At 40.9% G+C, this 14853-nt stretch carries 15 protein-coding genes and 1 tRNA gene; 3 read left to right on the forward strand and 13 right to left on the reverse strand.

Annotated elements, in window-relative coordinates:
- Positions 1-95: 95 nt before the first annotated feature.
- Genes floA through BT_RS22970 form a run of 3 tightly spaced genes read right to left on the reverse strand, consistent with a single transcriptional unit; the run spans position 96 to position 3028 of the window.
- A complete protein-coding gene (floA, locus tag BT_RS22960; protein WP_008760314.1) occupies positions 96-1097 on the reverse strand; it encodes a flotillin-like protein FloA in 1002 nt (333 codons plus the stop codon).
- A gap of 23 nt (positions 1098-1120) precedes the next feature.
- The gene (locus BT_RS22965) at positions 1121-1591 is read right to left on the reverse strand and encodes an NfeD family protein (RefSeq protein WP_008760315.1); all 471 of its coding nucleotides are present in this window, start codon (positions 1589-1591) and stop codon (positions 1121-1123) included.
- Between the two features lie 9 nt (positions 1592-1600).
- Positions 1601-3028, reverse strand: a complete 1428-nt coding sequence (locus BT_RS22970) for a tetratricopeptide repeat protein (RefSeq protein WP_008764708.1) — start codon at positions 3026-3028, stop codon at positions 1601-1603.
- Between the two features lie 139 nt (positions 3029-3167).
- On the opposite strand from BT_RS22970, the gene BT_RS22975 reads away from it, so the two are divergent.
- Together BT_RS22975 and BT_RS22980 are read left to right on the forward strand one after the other, a co-directional pair.
- Positions 3168-3914 (forward strand): ATP-binding protein, encoded by a 747-nt coding sequence (locus tag BT_RS22975; RefSeq protein ID WP_008764709.1) that lies wholly within the window; start codon positions 3168-3170, stop codon positions 3912-3914.
- Positions 3915-3941: 27 nt separating this feature from the next.
- Positions 3942-4313 carry a DMT family protein gene (locus BT_RS22980; protein WP_008760318.1) on the forward strand — a complete coding sequence of 124 codons (372 nt, stop codon included), beginning with the start codon at positions 3942-3944 and terminating at the stop codon, positions 4311-4313.
- Between the two features lie 125 nt (positions 4314-4438).
- Here BT_RS22980 and BT_RS22985 read toward each other — a convergent pair whose 3' ends face one another.
- The 6 genes from BT_RS22985 to BT_RS23010 are packed head-to-tail and all read right to left on the reverse strand — an operon-like array spanning position 4439 to position 8910.
- Positions 4439-5455, reverse strand: a complete 1017-nt coding sequence (locus BT_RS22985; protein ID WP_008764710.1) for an FAD:protein FMN transferase — start codon at positions 5453-5455, stop codon at positions 4439-4441.
- A gap of 39 nt (positions 5456-5494) precedes the next feature.
- Positions 5495-6076, reverse strand: coding sequence for a manganese efflux pump MntP (locus tag BT_RS22990; RefSeq protein WP_008764711.1), 582 nt, complete (start codon positions 6074-6076; stop codon positions 5495-5497).
- A 6-nt stretch (positions 6077-6082) separates the two neighbouring features.
- Positions 6083-6877 (reverse strand): DUF6048 family protein, encoded by a 795-nt coding sequence (locus BT_RS22995; protein ID WP_008764712.1) that lies wholly within the window; start codon positions 6875-6877, stop codon positions 6083-6085.
- Positions 6813-7364 (reverse strand): DUF6452 family protein, encoded by a 552-nt coding sequence (locus tag BT_RS23000; RefSeq protein WP_011109333.1) that lies wholly within the window; start codon positions 7362-7364, stop codon positions 6813-6815. Before BT_RS23000 ends, BT_RS22995 begins: the two co-directional genes overlap by 65 nt.
- A gap of 20 nt (positions 7365-7384) precedes the next feature.
- The gene (locus BT_RS23005; RefSeq protein WP_008760322.1) at positions 7385-8335 is read right to left on the reverse strand and encodes a glycosyltransferase family 2 protein; all 951 of its coding nucleotides are present in this window, start codon (positions 8333-8335) and stop codon (positions 7385-7387) included.
- Positions 8336-8358: 23 nt separating this feature from the next.
- On the reverse strand, positions 8359-8910 hold the full coding sequence (locus BT_RS23010; protein WP_008760323.1) for a DUF4199 domain-containing protein: 552 nt from the start codon (positions 8908-8910) through the stop codon (positions 8359-8361).
- 314 nt (positions 8911-9224) lie between these two features.
- Here BT_RS23010 and BT_RS23015 point away from each other — a divergent pair.
- Positions 9225-9298 (forward strand) — tRNA-Thr (locus BT_RS23015).
- Positions 9299-9366: 68 nt separating this feature from the next.
- Here the strand turns inward: BT_RS23015 and BT_RS23020 are convergent.
- The 4 genes from BT_RS23020 to BT_RS23035 all read right to left on the reverse strand — a co-directional run bounded on the left by BT_RS23020 (position 9367) and on the right by BT_RS23035 (position 14848).
- Positions 9367-10071 carry a LytR/AlgR family response regulator transcription factor gene (locus BT_RS23020; protein ID WP_008764714.1) on the reverse strand — a complete coding sequence of 235 codons (705 nt, stop codon included), beginning with the start codon at positions 10069-10071 and terminating at the stop codon, positions 9367-9369.
- 1 nt (position 10072) lies between these two features.
- Positions 10073-11113: a sensor histidine kinase gene (locus BT_RS23025; protein WP_008764715.1), complete on the reverse strand. Its 1041-nt coding sequence runs from the start codon at positions 11111-11113 to the stop codon at positions 10073-10075.
- Between the two features lie 24 nt (positions 11114-11137).
- Positions 11138-13573, reverse strand: coding sequence for an outer membrane beta-barrel family protein (locus BT_RS23030; RefSeq protein WP_011109335.1), 2436 nt, complete (start codon positions 13571-13573; stop codon positions 11138-11140).
- Positions 13574-13762: 189 nt separating this feature from the next.
- Entirely contained in the window at positions 13763-14848 is a 1086-nt protein-coding gene (locus tag BT_RS23035) for a hypothetical protein (protein ID WP_008764717.1), read from the reverse strand.
- Positions 14849-14853 lie beyond the last annotated feature (5 nt).

Raw genomic sequence — 14853 nt, forward strand, 5'->3', positions numbered from 1 at the left:
GTTCGGAAGAGGTATCTTTCTTTTCTTTTGCAAGTTTGTCAAAGAGAAGATACGCAGATGAACTGAATAGGAATCGGGTTCCAGCGTTTGGTAGACTATTTACTCAAAGGCTGGTTGGTGGTACCACCAGTCGTTGGTTTGGCAATGTTTTCGCGCATTGAAGTATCGGCTTCGATATTTTTCATACGGTAATAATCCATTATACCCAGATTGCCGCTACGGAAGGCCTCTGCCATTGCTTTAGGTACTTCCGCTTCCGCTTCGATTACTTTGGCACGTGCTTCCTGTGCCTTAGCTTTCATTTCCTGTTCGGAAGCGACAGCCATTGCACGGCGTTCTTCTGCTTTAGCCTGTGCGATGTTCTTGTCTGCATTAGCCTGGTCAATCTGCAAAGCTGCACCAATGTTTTTACCTATATCGATATCCGCGATATCAATAGACAGAATTTCGAAAGCTGTTCCTGCATCCAATCCCTTGCGGAGTACAAGTTTAGAGATAGAATCCGGATTTTCGAGTACTGACTTGTGGTTTTCCGAAGAACCGATAGAGGAAACGATACCTTCACCTACACGGGCAAGGATGGTATCTTCTCCGGCACCACCGACCAGCTGCTTGATGCTGGCACGTACTGTTACACGAGCTTTCGCTATCAGCTGGATACCGTCTTTGGCTACTGCAGTAACAGGAGGAGTATCAATCACTTTCGGGTTTACAGACATCTGAACAGCTTCAAACACATCACGTCCGGCAAGGTCGATAGCGGTTGCCATCTGGAATGACAGCTCAATGTTGGCTTTCGATGCGGATACCAGCGCATGTACTACTTTTTCTACATGGCCTCCGGCAAGGTAGTGGGCTTCCAGTTCATCACGGGTGATGTTCTTCAATCCGGCTTTGTGGGCTTCGATCATGCCCGGAACAATGATATACGGCGGAACATTACGGATGCGCATCAGGAAGAGTTGAATCAACGAGATGTTAACGCCTGATACTTTAGCCGACAACCAAAGGAAGAACGGCACATAATGGAAAAATAGTATTAGGAAAATAATACCTCCAACAATCAGAACGATAGGTAAGTACAAAGATGTTTCCATTGATAATTTATATTAAGTGAATATTATATTTTGTGTTTCTCAACTAGAATGGTACCGTCAGTGATGCGGCTCACAATGATGGGAGTTTTTTCATTGAGGAAGCCATCTATCGATCTTACTTCCACGATGTTACCGTTAATCTCAGCATAACCGATTTGTGCCAGGCGGGTAGTGCTGATTCCTGTGTCGCCTACCTTGACGCTCTTTTCCGCACTGCGGTCTACTTTCGAGTCAATATCTTTTTTCAAAGCCAGCTTATCCAGCATCTTCGAACGCATGAACCAGATAAGCGAGCCGATACAGGCGACAGCCGATATCCCTAAAGTGATAAATCCTCCTGCCATACCCAGATTGGCGAAAGCGTAATAGTTGGCATAGAGAATACAAGCAAGTGCTGAAATGCCAGCCAGGCTAATCCCCGGAATGACAAACAGTTCAACCAAAAATAGTATTACTGCAGCAATGATGAGAACGGTGATAATCAGTATGTCCATAACTCTGTATTATTTTGATTTTGTTTTTTCGGCATTACGCACACTTACTCCAAGAGCATCCAGCTCTTCATTCATTTGCAGAATTCTTTTTTCCAGATCAAGGATTGCGGGAGCAAGTTTTTCTTTTCCTTGTTGATTGGCGCTTGCATATTGCTGGCGCAGACCGTTCAGTTTATCTTCCTGTTGCAGATAATCTTTTTCCAGTTGCCGGTAACTTTGGAACAGTAGCTTTGCTTTGGGTGATTTGAAGTCACTCAACTGATAATAGGTCGTGCTATCATCGATGACAAACTCGAAATCAACCACACGACGTTCCTGTGGCTTATGATTGATTGCCTCTTTCAGACGTTGCAGTGCCTCCGTTACTGTATTTTCATCTTTCCAAGTTTCCTTCAGCGAATGAATCTGTGCCAGACGGATCATCTGCTGCGGGTCCATCGCCTCATAATTATAAGTCTGTTTAGACGAATTAGGAATGAATACATAGATGCAGACTTTCTCTTCGGGCTGGAAACGGTCGGAGGCAAACCAACCCAGATTATTGTATTCGTCGATGACGTACATATAATCATTATAAGGTGAATTGAACGGCATTCCCACATTTTCCGGCGTCAGATAAGAGTCCGTATTTGTGTTGTAACGAGTGACAAAAATATCATATCCTCCCAGTCCTTCGCCATCGGTTGCATAATAAATAGTAACACCATCCGATAAAACAAACGGGTAGTTGGCGTTTCCGGATTCGTTGATGCTGCCGGGCAACGGGCGACCGTTGCTCCATTCATTCAGTAATTTATTTTTGGAGAATATATCCAGATTGCCTCTTTCTCCCTTTTCGCTATAATAGATTTTATTACCGATTTCTGTTTCATAAACTGTTCCCGGATGATCTCCTTCGGTCTGGAAGAATTCGTTGAATGTAAATAGCTTGCCAGACTCTTCACTGATCTTGTATGCGCTCAGGAAATTTGCTTTATCTACCACGAAACTGTCAATAATGCACACGTCTTCTACTCCTTTGAGCATACGCAGGTCAGCTTTGCTCTTTTCCAATAGAGCTTCAGCTTCTTCCGTCGATCTTTTGCGTTTGCTGAGGTCGGCGATATATTCTTCAAAGCAGTTGACTGCATCTTCGAAACGATAAGTATCATTGTAAGCTTGTCCCAGATAGAGTTGTCCACCGGCTACCCGTCTTTTTACAGCGGTTTCGAGATACTTCACGGCTTCTTCCGGTTCTCCGGTTTTCAGGCAGCAGACACCGTACCAATAGCTGTAGTTACCATTGGATGGTTGAGATTTGGCATATTTCTGAAATACGGGTTTGGCTTGTTCGTAGTCACCTTTTGTAAATAAGGTGCGTGCCTGTTCCAATGTTTGTGCAGATACTCCTCCGAGGAAGAAACTGCAAATTATAAATAGAATATATTTTCTTTTCATTGTTTTATTCACTAATCCATGCATCAATTGTTCAAAAGTACAAATTTATTAGAAATAAACCCTTTTTCAGAGATTCTATTATGTTAATTCTTCTTTAAATCATTCTTTTCGCTTACTTTTGCAGCCGATTTTTGAAGATATGACACAATTTACGGAAGAAGAGAAGACGATCCGCCGTATTGAACGGCGATTCAATAAAGGAGTGGTGCAGTATCGACTGATAGAAGAAGGGGACAAAATCCTTATCGGACTGTCGGGCGGGAAAGATTCGTTGGCACTTGTAGAGTTGCTGGGCAAGCGGGCGCGTATTTATAAGCCTCGGTTTTCTGTGATAGCTGTCCATGTGGTGATGAATAATATTCCTTACCAAAGTGATACTGAATATCTGAAAGCATATTGTGACTCTTTTGGAGTGCCTTTTGTGCAGTACGAAACGTCCTTTGATCCTGCTACGGATACGCGCAAGTCTCCCTGCTTTCTTTGTTCCTGGAATCGTCGGAAAGCTCTGTTTACGGTTGCCAAGGAGCAAGGATGCAATAAGATTGCTTTAGGACATCACATGGATGATATTTTGGAAACATTGTTGATGAACATTACTTATCAGGGGGCATTCAGTACGATGCCGCCTCGCTTGGTGATGAAGAAATTTGATATGACAATTATCCGACCGATGTGTATGGTGCACGAGGCTGATCTGATTGAACTGGCTGCATTGCATGACTACCGGAAACAAGTGAAGAATTGTCCTTATGAATCACAGTCCAGCCGAAGTGATATGAAGGGTATTCTGCGACAGTTGGAAGCGATGAATCCGGAAGCTCGCTACAGCTTGTGGGGGAGCATGACGAATGTGCAGGAAGAATTGTTGCCGGATAAAATAGACTGATAATTACTAATTTTAGTATATAATAAGATGAAAGGTTTCTATACAATTTTATTACTCATTGTATCCAATGTCTTTATGACCTTTGCATGGTATGGGCATTTAAAGATGAAACAAGAGTATTCTTGGTTTGCTGCTCTTCCGTTGATAGGTGTGATTACCTTTAGTTGGGTTATTGCATTTTTTGAATATTCTTGTCAAATACCGGCGAATCGTATCGGCTTTGTCGGGAATGGCGGTCCATTCTCGCTGATGCAGTTGAAAGTGATTCAAGAGGTGATTACTTTGATTATATTTACTGTTTTTACCACTGTTTTCTTTAAGGGAGAAACATTGCACTGGAACCATCTGGCAGCATTTGTTTGCCTGATTGCAGCTGTTTATTTTGTGTTTATGAAATAATTGTTTCAGCCACTCTGAAACAGAGGCTTCGTTTGGCTTCAACAGAGGTGCTGTTTTATATAAACGGAGGCTCTATTCGTATGAAATGGAGCCTCCGTTTATATGCTTATTTGTAAAGCATTTTTCTATTTGGCATCAGGCATATATCGTTTCATACCATCCGTATAGTAAGTCTTAAACTCTCCATTCTCGCCGCTATATATAAAGTAGGCATCGATCATAGGATTTGCTTTACAGAATTTTTCGGCTTCTTCCAGTTCCATTACCATGAAAGAGGTAGCCAAAGCATCAGCCGTCATACAGTCTTCGGCAATCACAGTAGAAGATAGGATACTGTGCTGTACCGGATAACCTGTTCTGGGGTCGATGGTATGAGCATACTTTTTGCCATCCTTATAATAATAGTTGCGGTAGTTTCCCGAAGTAGCCATACCTAAATCTGTCAGGTTGAGTACTACTTGTATATCTTGCTTAACAGCTAATGAGTCGTCGTACGGCTTGTTTATTCCGATACGCCACAGATCTCCTGTCGCATTTTTACCTTTTACTACTACTTCACCACCTATATCTACCATATAGTTTTTGATTCCTTTCCGATCGAGTAGACGGGCTATTACATCTACCGAATAGCCTTTTGCAACCGCACTGCAACTTAACATTACACGCGGATCTTGCTTGACTACCTTTCCGTTTTCCAGCTTCACTTTTTCGTAACCGGTAATCTGTAGCAGGCTGTCTATCATCAATGAATCAGGGAAGGCGCCTTTCTTAAAGCCAAATCCCCAGGCATTGGCAAGAGGGGCTATCGTTATGTCAAAAGCTCCTTTTGTTTCACGGGAGATTTCCATAGAACGGTTGAAGCAAGTTTGGAAAAAGCTGTCTGTCACCAACTCTTCGTTGCGATTGACGCGACTAATGACCGAACTGTCATTGAACGGTGAGAGAGACTGGTCGAAACGTTTTAATTCCGCTTCAATCTCCGGTTTCAGATCAGCGTCATGTTGATACGCGATCTTGTATACTGTCCCAAACACAAAACCACTGGCGGTATTAAACTCTGCTTTTTGGTTACGTCTGGCTAATATCCAGATCGTTGCCAAGATGAGGAAGGCCAGCCAAAGGAAACTCTTTTTTGTTTTCATACGTTTTTCTGTTTTTTTTATTAGAGGAACCAATGCTTATTATTGTAAGAATAGATGTTCTATCAATATTTTTAATCCGATAGCGACTAGAATGATGCCGCCCCATAATTCCGCCTTTAATTTCCGTGCACATCCACAACCACATTTGATACCGAAGTAAAGGCCAATGAGCGACATGACGAATGATACGAATCCGATGATAAGGATAGGAGAGAGGATTTCGGTATAGTTGTTGATTCCGAGCAGGGCAAAGGAGATGCCTATTGCCAGTGCATCGATACTTGTCGCTATCGCCATTGTGAATACGACTTTCGGACTTGCGGGGTTAAATGTCTGACGGCAGTCCTCGTCTTTAAAAGATTCAAGAATCATACGTCCGCCCAAGAAGGCAAGGATAGCGAAGGCGATCCAGTGGTCTACACTTTCTATCAGGTGGCTGAAAGTCTTTGCAAACATCCATCCAATGAATGGCATCAGAGCCTGAAAAAGTCCGAACGCCAAAGCCATGACCAGCATCGGTCTCCATTGAGTACGTTTCAAAATAATACCGCTTGCAATTGAAACAGCGAAACAATCCATCGCTAAGCCTATTGCAAGCAGCCAAATCTCTAGTCCTGTCATTATTCTTTAAAGAGGTAATTTGTAAATGAGGGAATAGGTAATTCCCATGTTATTTGATTTAAATTTTCCGTAGCCGGGCACATACCAAGGGTTGGCGTATTCATTGGTCGAAGCATTTGTCTTATATTTCATGCGTACAGACCAGCCCATATTGAAATTCTTGTAAATGCGTACTTTGACACCTACCACTAATTCAAACCACTGCATAGACCCTTTCATCCCTAAATGACTGAAAGGAACGCTTCCTCCCCAGTAGTCGTCTTCCAGACTCGGATTTCCGATACTTCCTCCCCAAATCGGATCGTCAACCGGCAGGGTCGATACATCATACTTGAATGAACTGAACGCATAGCGGAGACCTACATATAGATAGCTGTTTTTCTCCTTTTTCTTTGCCATCGTATTATAGTCTACACCAATCCGGAAGAATGGGGCGGTCTTACTTTTGTAGTGTATTCCCGTTTCATTCCATGTATCTGTTCCTCCCATACCAAACTCGATGGTCGGGATAAACTTGTTTTTAAGGTTGACGCCTATGCTGACTTCGGAACTCATGAAGTCGCCACCTAGCATTTTACTTCCGATGCCGTATATGTCCACACCGACATACGTCCCATTATAAAACGGGATGGTATCGACTACAGCCTCTTTCTTCTTCTGGTCTCTTTTTTGTACGGGAGTCGGTCGTTGTTGTTGAGCAATTGTCGGGATTCCAATACAAAAGAGGAGTAGCACACTACTCAATCGTAGGAGGCGTGCGGTCGCGATATCTATAGAATATTTGTAAATTCTCAATTTCATTTGTATTGGCTTCTTTATTTTGTATATGTAGAGAATCTATTCTTTCCGAACTATTTTTGGTATTTCCAAATTTGGTACTGAGAATGTTCTGCTTCATCATATATCCGCATTCCATTGATTGAAAATACGGTGTGTTTTTTTGTATAATATATAATGTATCAACATCTTTTTTGTTAGTAGGACTATTCGGATTGTACCAGAGTATAAATACAGTAGTATCGCTGGTATAGCGTAACGGTAACATCAGCGTATGTACTTTTTTCTGGTTGTTGAGAATGATTGAGTCTGTTCCCAATGCTGTAATTGTTAATGAGTCCAGTGTGTCATTTACCCTGAGATCGGTTATCTCGTCAATTGTGTACAATGTGCAGTACATCATGGGGCGTCCCGCCAGCGAGCAATCATTTTCGTCCGAACACGAACTGCCGATGCTTATACCTGCACCAACAATTACTACTATTAAAAAGATACGAATTAAATTCTTCATAATCGGTTATTGGGCGTGAATTAAATTTTCTTTTCTATCTGATAATTGTTCCGTTCGGGGGCATTACGTGAGATCAGTTCTCCCAGGAATCCGGCAAGGAATAACTGTGTACCGATAATCATCGCTGTGAGCGATAGATAGAAATAAGGAGAATCGGTTACAAGCCGGTAGGGGAGACCGTTGTACATTGCGTGCAGTTTGCTGACACCTACCATGATAACGGAGATCATTCCGATAAAGAACATAAGCGATCCTAATAATCCGAAGAAATGCATCGGCTTCACTCCGAATTTAGACAGGAACCAAAGAGAAATCAAATCCAGATATCCGTTGAAGAAACGGTTGAATCCGAATTTGGTAGAGCCATATTTACGTGCCTGGTGGTGTACTACCTTTTCACCTATCTTCTGGAATCCGGCATTCTTTGCAAGGTAGGGGATATAGCGGTGCATTTCGCCATATACTTCGATGTTTTTCACGACATCTTTGCGATAGGCTTTCAGACCGCAGTTGAAGTCGTGCAGGTTTGGAATACCTGATACTTTACGTGCGGTAGCATTGAATAACTTTGTCGGCAGTGTCTTTGATAGCGGATCATATCTTTTTTGCTTCCATCCGGACACCAGATCGTATCCGTCTTCCGTAATCATCCGGTATAACTCCGGTATTTCGTCCGGGCTGTCCTGTAAGTCGGCATCCATTGTGATCACCACATCTCCTTGTGCTTCTGCAAATCCGCAGTAGAGTGCGGGTGATTTACCGTAATTGCGGCGGAACTTGATGCCTTTTACGCAGTCCGATTGGGCCTTGAGTTTTTCTATTACCTCCCATGAACGGTCTGTACTTCCGTCGTTAACGAAAATCACTTCGAATGAGAATCCGTTGGCTTTCATTACCCGTTCTATCCAAGCGTAGAGTTCGGGCAGTGACTCTTCTTCATTGAATAATGGGACTACAACTGATATATTCATTTTTAATAATTATGAATTACGAATTATGATTGGGCCGGGGTATTGTTTTCCGGTCGTGCTTTCTTCATTACCATCAATCCGGTAGGAATGGCCAGTAAACTTCCCCAGAATACATCCCATGACAGGAGTTGCATGGTAATATTGATGGAAGTAAGTGAACGGGCAGTATCTATCGTTTCTTTTATTATCTCTTGATTTTCCATCAAAGCGGGTGTTTTAGTCATCAGTTCGTCCCATAACTGGATATAGGAGTTGATGATAAAGCCGTGGTCAATGAACTGGAAATAGGCGTAGTGTGCAACGGCTACCAGCAGGGAAGCAAACATATACATGAATATGGTAAAGAGAACCGCATGAGAGAATTGGATACTTCCTCCACATATTTTGTCACGATACATCTTCACGTAGTGATAACCAATGAACGGCACTGCCAACGTCAGGATTACAAATAATAGTGAAAGGAAAGGGATGTGAAATCCCAACGGAAATAAAATGAACTTCAATATCCAATAGATTCCCATATACGTGCCAAAGTGCATGGCATATTTCTGTAAATAGCTTCTGTTCTCTGTCATCTTCGTTAATAAATTGCGCACAAAGGTACAAATAATATCGGTTGGTAAAGGGAATATGGTTGTTAAAGTTAATAAAGCAGTAAAAGTTGGCACTCGAATATTTTTTTTGATTTTTAATTGCTTGAAACGTAGAGTATTACTTCCTTTTATGCAAAAAAGTTACCTACAGCTATTGCAGAATCCATAAAAATGCCTACCTTTGCAACCGCAAAACGGGTAAGTCCTATACGGCCAGCTCCCTTCGAATCCTCCAGGGCTTGATCGCAGCAAAGGTAGTTGGTTGTAGCGGCGCGATATAGTAAGCTTACCCACCCGCCTCTTTAGCTCAGTTGGCCAGAGCACGTGATTTGTAATCTCGGGGTCGTTGGTTCGAATCCGACAAGAGGCTCAGAAAGAAAAAAGCATTCAGGTATTTTACTTGGATGCTTTTTCTTTTATATCCTGTGTCGCTCCGGTTTAGCTTTTGATTATTAGCCGGTTATTCAGTATCAGGTTGAAGATACTGTCTCTGAAGGTCCGGGCTACTGGTATTTTGTAAGAGGAGAGGGTCAGCTGATTGCCGTCAATAGCAGTAACCTTTTCAAGATTCACAATATATGAGCGGTGAGTCTGTTGAAAAACATCCTTCGGCAATGAATCATTGAGTTGTTTCAGAGTAGTATACACTACTTCCTTGCATGAGACTGTCTGAATGACAACATAGTTTTCCATGCTTTCAATGTAGAGAATATCCTTGAACAGAATCTTTTTTAATAGTTTGTTGCTCTTCACAAATATATAATCATTCTTTTCTTTTTGCTCCGTTTGTAACAAATCGTAGATTTTGTTGACAGATTTGATAAAACGATCGAAAGATACAGGTTTTAAAAGATAATCCACTACATTAAACTCATATCCTTTTAGGGCGTATTGTTCATAAGCTGATACAATAATAACTTTGGGCGGATTTGTTAGATTAGACAACAGTTCTATACCTGTCATTTCGGGCATTTCGATATCAAGAAACAGAAGGTCTATTTCTTGGGTCTTCAGTATTGTATTTAGTTGGACGGCATCTTCACACTCTCCGGTCAAGGTGAGGAAATCTACTTTTTCGATATACCCTCGCAAGCCTTTTCTTGCTATAGGTTCATCATCTGTAATGATACATTTTATTTTCATATCAATCAGTGTTTATGGTTAATTTAGCGATAAACATATGGTCTGTTTGTTTGAAGTCTAAGCTGTATTTTTCAGGATACAGAAGGTCAAGCCGGCGTTTTAAATTCTCAATGCCTATCCCTTTCTCTTTTTTGTTGGCAGTAGATGGGGAGGAGGATATTGAATTTTTTATCTCAGACTGAATCTGGTTTCCGTCAACTTTGATTTCCAGTTTTATTTTGTAATCTCCTCTTACGTATTTGAAAGCATTCTCGATCAGTGGCTGAAGTAATAAAGGATGTATTTTTTGCTCTTTTAGTTGCGGGTCGAAATATAAATCCAACATAAGCCTTTCGCTCATCCGCAATTGCTGAAAGGCAATATATGATCTCAGGTAATTTATTTCCTGTTCCATCGTCACTTCCTTTTCTATATCATAAAGCTGATATCGCAACAGGTCGGAGAGCTGCTCGATACTTTGTTTGGCTACTTTGTTATTCTCATCCACTTGAAAATAGATGGTATTTAAAGCATTGAACAGGAAATGCGGATGATATTGGGATTTCAGAAATTTAAGTTCGGTCTCCAGTTGGTCGACTTTTACTTTTTCTAATTGAAGGCTTTGCTCGATAAGACTCTTGAATAAAATTCTATTGCGTATCATTATATAATATAGAAACGCCAGGAGAGCTCCTGTCACATTGATCAATGCCGATTCGCCCCATTTGAAAGTCCCGGCCATCGTTATGCAAAACATAATGAATGTATGCATGATATTTAGGAAGACGAAGTTTATCAGAAACACCCATACGTATTCTTTCCAGTTTGCTTTCTTCTCATCTTTGCTTTTGTCGATAAAGAAGCGGGCTACCCGCTTAAAAATATAGTTTAAAAGATAGAAGTAAGCAACAGTGATGCCCAATGCCTGTAAACGTGCTTTTACGGCAAAAGTATCCAGTTCCCATATTCGCTCATTATAAGCGATATCTACAATAATAAATACGCACAAGGAAAGTGGCAGTATTATAAATAGGGTGTTAATCCATTCGTACTTTAAGTTCATTAGTTGCTATTTTAATCTTTGATACTACAAACCTATCCGTTTACTTTCTTCTATTCTGTTTTCATTCTGAGATTTCTTAATCTCTTTGCCTCGATTGAAACGATAACTGAGCGATATGCCTATCATTCTGCTGTCGTTTTTTTCCTGAGACGCGTAATACAGATAGTTAGTCTCCATACTTACATGGGGGCGGTTCGAATGAAATATATCATGTGCGTAAATATACAAACTAAATTTGTTATTGCACAGGTTTTTGCGGACTCCGAGAGATATTGTCCATAAAGGTTTCACTCTGGTCTGTCCTTCAATCATTTCTCCACTATAAAATCCGAGGGCTTCCGCATCCCAGCCGTATGGTAATGTAAATTGATTGCTGATATGTAGCATGGGTGTTGTCACTTCATTTTTTAGTGTTTTCCCAAGTGTTGCCCAACTGAATTTCTTATAAGTTAAAGATCCGTTTATATGGGATGTCCACCATTGGAATGGTTTTAGGTTATTCAAGCCGGCTCTTACTCCGAATGAGTTATTGCCTGATAAATTTTGCGGCATTAGTAAGACACGGTTATTATCTTCGACTAAAAAACTTAACGAGATAGGATCACTCCTGTGAGAGTAGAATACATTGAATGAATATCGTTTTTTGAGTAGCCATGAGATTTCTATATTATCTATTAGTTCTGGTCTTAATTCGGTATTTCCTTGTTCATATAAAAACTGGTCTCTGACCTCAACGAAAGGATTCATATTTCTGTAATTGGGGCGGACGATGCGACGGCTGTATGCCATAGACAAATTATGATTTTCGGAAAGCTGATATTGAACCATCAAAGTAGGGAAGAGGTGTACATAGCTTTGGTTGAATACCGAGTCCTGAACGGCTGAATTATAATTGCTTTTTGTATATGTACTTTCTAATCGTAAGCCTATTTCTGTTGAAAATCTGGCAGACCATTTAGCGTTTAGCTGAAGATACCCTGCGTAGATATTCTCATGATAAGCAAAACTACTGCTGAGATCACTGTCTTCTCTCCAATCACCGGCAATCAGGTTTTTGTATAAGGCATCACTGCTTATATGTACGAAAACCGATTTGAGCCCGGTGGTTATTCCGAACTTGTCAGAGATATCATAGCTCAAATTAGTTTGTCCGCTGTATATTTTAATGTCCCCATTGGTTATACCGGACAATGTGTCTCCTTTTACCGGATGAATACCTGTCTGAAAAAAGGATTTCAGCAGATGGTTATCCTCTTGATTAAAAAGCTGATAATCAAAAGAAGCATCCCATTTTCCTGTTTTCGCAAATTTGTATATCATGTTCGCTCCCCCTATGATATTGGTGTAGCTATAGTCCGGTGTGCTTAACGCTGTTAAGGTTGAGTCGCTTTGAGTCTTGTCGTTATTAAAAAAGTCAGATACAGTCACTTCTTGTTTGTTCCTATTGAGCCAGCTTGATGAGAAGTATGTTCCGATGGCTATCTTCTCCGACAAGTCATAATCGACCCCTGTTTTGATATAATGCCCTTTGTATTGCCGGTTTATATCACTATCAAAATCTTTTCTCAGTTCAAGAGGTTTTAAAGTCATCGGATCCAGGTAATGACCGGAAACCGATAGTTCTATAAAATCTTTTCCCCAATAATAAGAATAGTCGGCATACATATTCAATTTATTGTGGTGAAAGTTCAGAGTCAGGTTTTCATTCCCTTTAGTATGTTTTCCTTGTTCCAGACCGGAGGAAGCTGTAAGGCTTATACCTTGTTCTTTGATTTTCTTTTTTTGAATGTTAATGATGCCCGAACTGCCTGAAGCATCGTGTTTTGATGATGGCTGGGATATCAGTTCTATATTTTCAATAGAACTGGCAGGGATGGAGCGCAGGTAATTGATGAGGTTCTCTCCCGATAAATAGGTCACTTTATCATCCATTAAAACATTCGCCCCTGATTTGCCATTAAGAATAATTGTTCCGTCATTCTGAACGATTACTCCCGGTAGTTTTCTCAGTGCATCCAGTATATTACCGTCCGTACTCAATAGGGCAGATGATAAGTTGACTGTCATCTTTCCCGGTTCGGCCTTGATTGGAGGGCGCTTGCCGATTATATTTACAGTAGACAATATATAAGAATCTTCTTCCAGTGTAATGTCACCCAATTCCAGATTCATGCTTTCCTTGATCTGCAGGGGGATATTTGCTTTCTTATATCCGATCATTGACAAGGAAAGAAAGTAATTGCCCGATTTGACATTTATCATTTTAAATCGTCCGTCCAAGTCGGAGGTCGTCCCTGTTATATAGGTAGAGTCCATACCGTTTGATAACAATATTGTCGCGCCGACTATGGGTGAACTGTCGTTATTGGTTATTTTACCCGATATGACTGACTGTGCGGATATGCTGATTGTCTGAATCAGCAGCATAAGCAGGAAATAGATTTTAAGAGTCTTCATCATTTAAATAGTTTAATTGATTTCTGACCTCAAAATTACCCTGATGGTTTCGCGTACTCAAATTAATCTGATGAATGGAATGATTTACTTGATGAAACGAAAAGGCTTATCTGCTATACAGTATGATTATCAATCATCCGGTTGAGGACTGCTGCAAGAGTCTGAAAACGACGATGCTATTTGTTACTGCTTTTATGATCTCCTCCTGTATAATTTGATGAAAATTCCTAAGACAAACAGCATCATGAATAAAGTAATCCCGAATGCCCAGTAATTAATGACCCGTGACTCTGCGGTAAGTATATAATCACCAGCGAGAAGCCGGAAGCCGTCTATTTTCCAAATGACTACATTATCTTTCAGAACTTTGGCGTTAGAGGTGAGCAGTCTGCCCGGCAGTGTCAACTCAAATTGTATAGCATGATAGAAGACTTCGGCGATGTTGATTTTCTCTTCGCACAGGGCATCCATCATTTCTTTATTTGTTTTATAAAGGTCCGAAAAGTATTTCGTACTGCAAGCTTTATCAAACATACCGCAGACCTCCTCGATATCAGCGTCTCCCATACTGTCGCCTTTTTCTGACGAATGTTTCTTGTAGACAGAATCTTTCAATTCCTCCAGACACTGCAGGCAAGCGGTATCTCCTTGTAAAGAAGTGAAGTGGCGGATGACTTCCCAATTGATCTCATAGACATTGCGGTTATACCATTCTCCGAATTTAGCTTCGAGTTTATCCAGTTTATCATTCATTTCGATGCCGTTCATGCCTCTGAAGGCATCATCGTTTCCATGAAGCCAAATCATTTGCTCTTCCTTATTCAGATAATTGTCAAGAGGTACAGGACCTTTGTCCTGAAGTTCTTTGTAAGTGGCGGTATATATATAATAGGTATAGAACCATCTGAAACTCTTCTTTACCCGTTCCATAGGTATAGCCATGGCACTCAGATGCTCTTTACCTTTGTCAACAGTGAAGTATTCTCCATCTACTCCGGAGAGTTTTTGGCAGGCTTTTACATTCAGCTTTTCTTCTTCGCCCCAGAAGTTGAATTTAATTGTAGAGTCTAGATTTACTAATTGCCAGTTGGCATTCGGTTGAAACAGAAATGGATTATGTGTCTTATCTCCTGCGATGAAAGCGGAATCACCTTGTGCATAGATTTCTCTGTACATACTTCCGTCCCTTTCAACCCGTGAAGTCATCCGATAATAGGTGCTGCAAGAAGTCATGCTAAGTAACAGTAGCATGGTTATTAAGAAATAGTTGGTTTTCATATTCT

This window comes from Bacteroides thetaiotaomicron VPI-5482, assembly GCF_000011065.1.
Classification (GTDB): Bacteria; Bacteroidota; Bacteroidia; order Bacteroidales; family Bacteroidaceae; genus Bacteroides; species Bacteroides thetaiotaomicron.

Coding starts and splice junctions, on each gene's coding strand:
- BT_RS23030 (WP_011109335.1), bottom strand. CDS start 13,573: ATGATGAAGACTCTTAAAATCTATTTCCTGCTTATGCTGCTGATTCAG.
- BT_RS23005 (WP_008760322.1), bottom strand. CDS start 8,335: ATGAATATATCAGTTGTAGTCCCATTATTCAATGAAGAAGAGTCACTG.
- BT_RS23020 (WP_008764714.1), bottom strand. CDS start 10,071: ATGAAAATAAAATGTATCATTACAGATGATGAACCTATAGCAAGAAAA.
- BT_RS22980 (WP_008760318.1), top strand. CDS start 3,942: ATGAAAGGTTTCTATACAATTTTATTACTCATTGTATCCAATGTCTTT.
- BT_RS23000 (WP_011109333.1), bottom strand. CDS start 7,364: ATGAAGAATTTAATTCGTATCTTTTTAATAGTAGTAATTGTTGGTGCA.
- BT_RS22985 (WP_008764710.1), bottom strand. CDS start 5,455: ATGAAAACAAAAAAGAGTTTCCTTTGGCTGGCCTTCCTCATCTTGGCA.
- BT_RS22990 (WP_008764711.1), bottom strand. CDS start 6,076: ATGACAGGACTAGAGATTTGGCTGCTTGCAATAGGCTTAGCGATGGAT.
- BT_RS23025 (WP_008764715.1), bottom strand. CDS start 11,113: ATGAACTTAAAGTACGAATGGATTAACACCCTATTTATAATACTGCCA.
- BT_RS22965 (WP_008760315.1), bottom strand. CDS start 1,591: ATGGACATACTGATTATCACCGTTCTCATCATTGCTGCAGTAATACTA.
- BT_RS23035 (WP_008764717.1), bottom strand. CDS start 14,848: ATGAAAACCAACTATTTCTTAATAACCATGCTACTGTTACTTAGCATG.
- BT_RS22995 (WP_008764712.1), bottom strand. CDS start 6,877: ATGAAATTGAGAATTTACAAATATTCTATAGATATCGCGACCGCACGC.
- BT_RS22970 (WP_008764708.1), bottom strand. CDS start 3,028: ATGAAAAGAAAATATATTCTATTTATAATTTGCAGTTTCTTCCTCGGA.
- BT_RS22975 (WP_008764709.1), top strand. CDS start 3,168: ATGACACAATTTACGGAAGAAGAGAAGACGATCCGCCGTATTGAACGG.
- BT_RS23010 (WP_008760323.1), bottom strand. CDS start 8,910: ATGACAGAGAACAGAAGCTATTTACAGAAATATGCCATGCACTTTGGC.
- floA (WP_008760314.1), bottom strand. CDS start 1,097: ATGGAAACATCTTTGTACTTACCTATCGTTCTGATTGTTGGAGGTATT.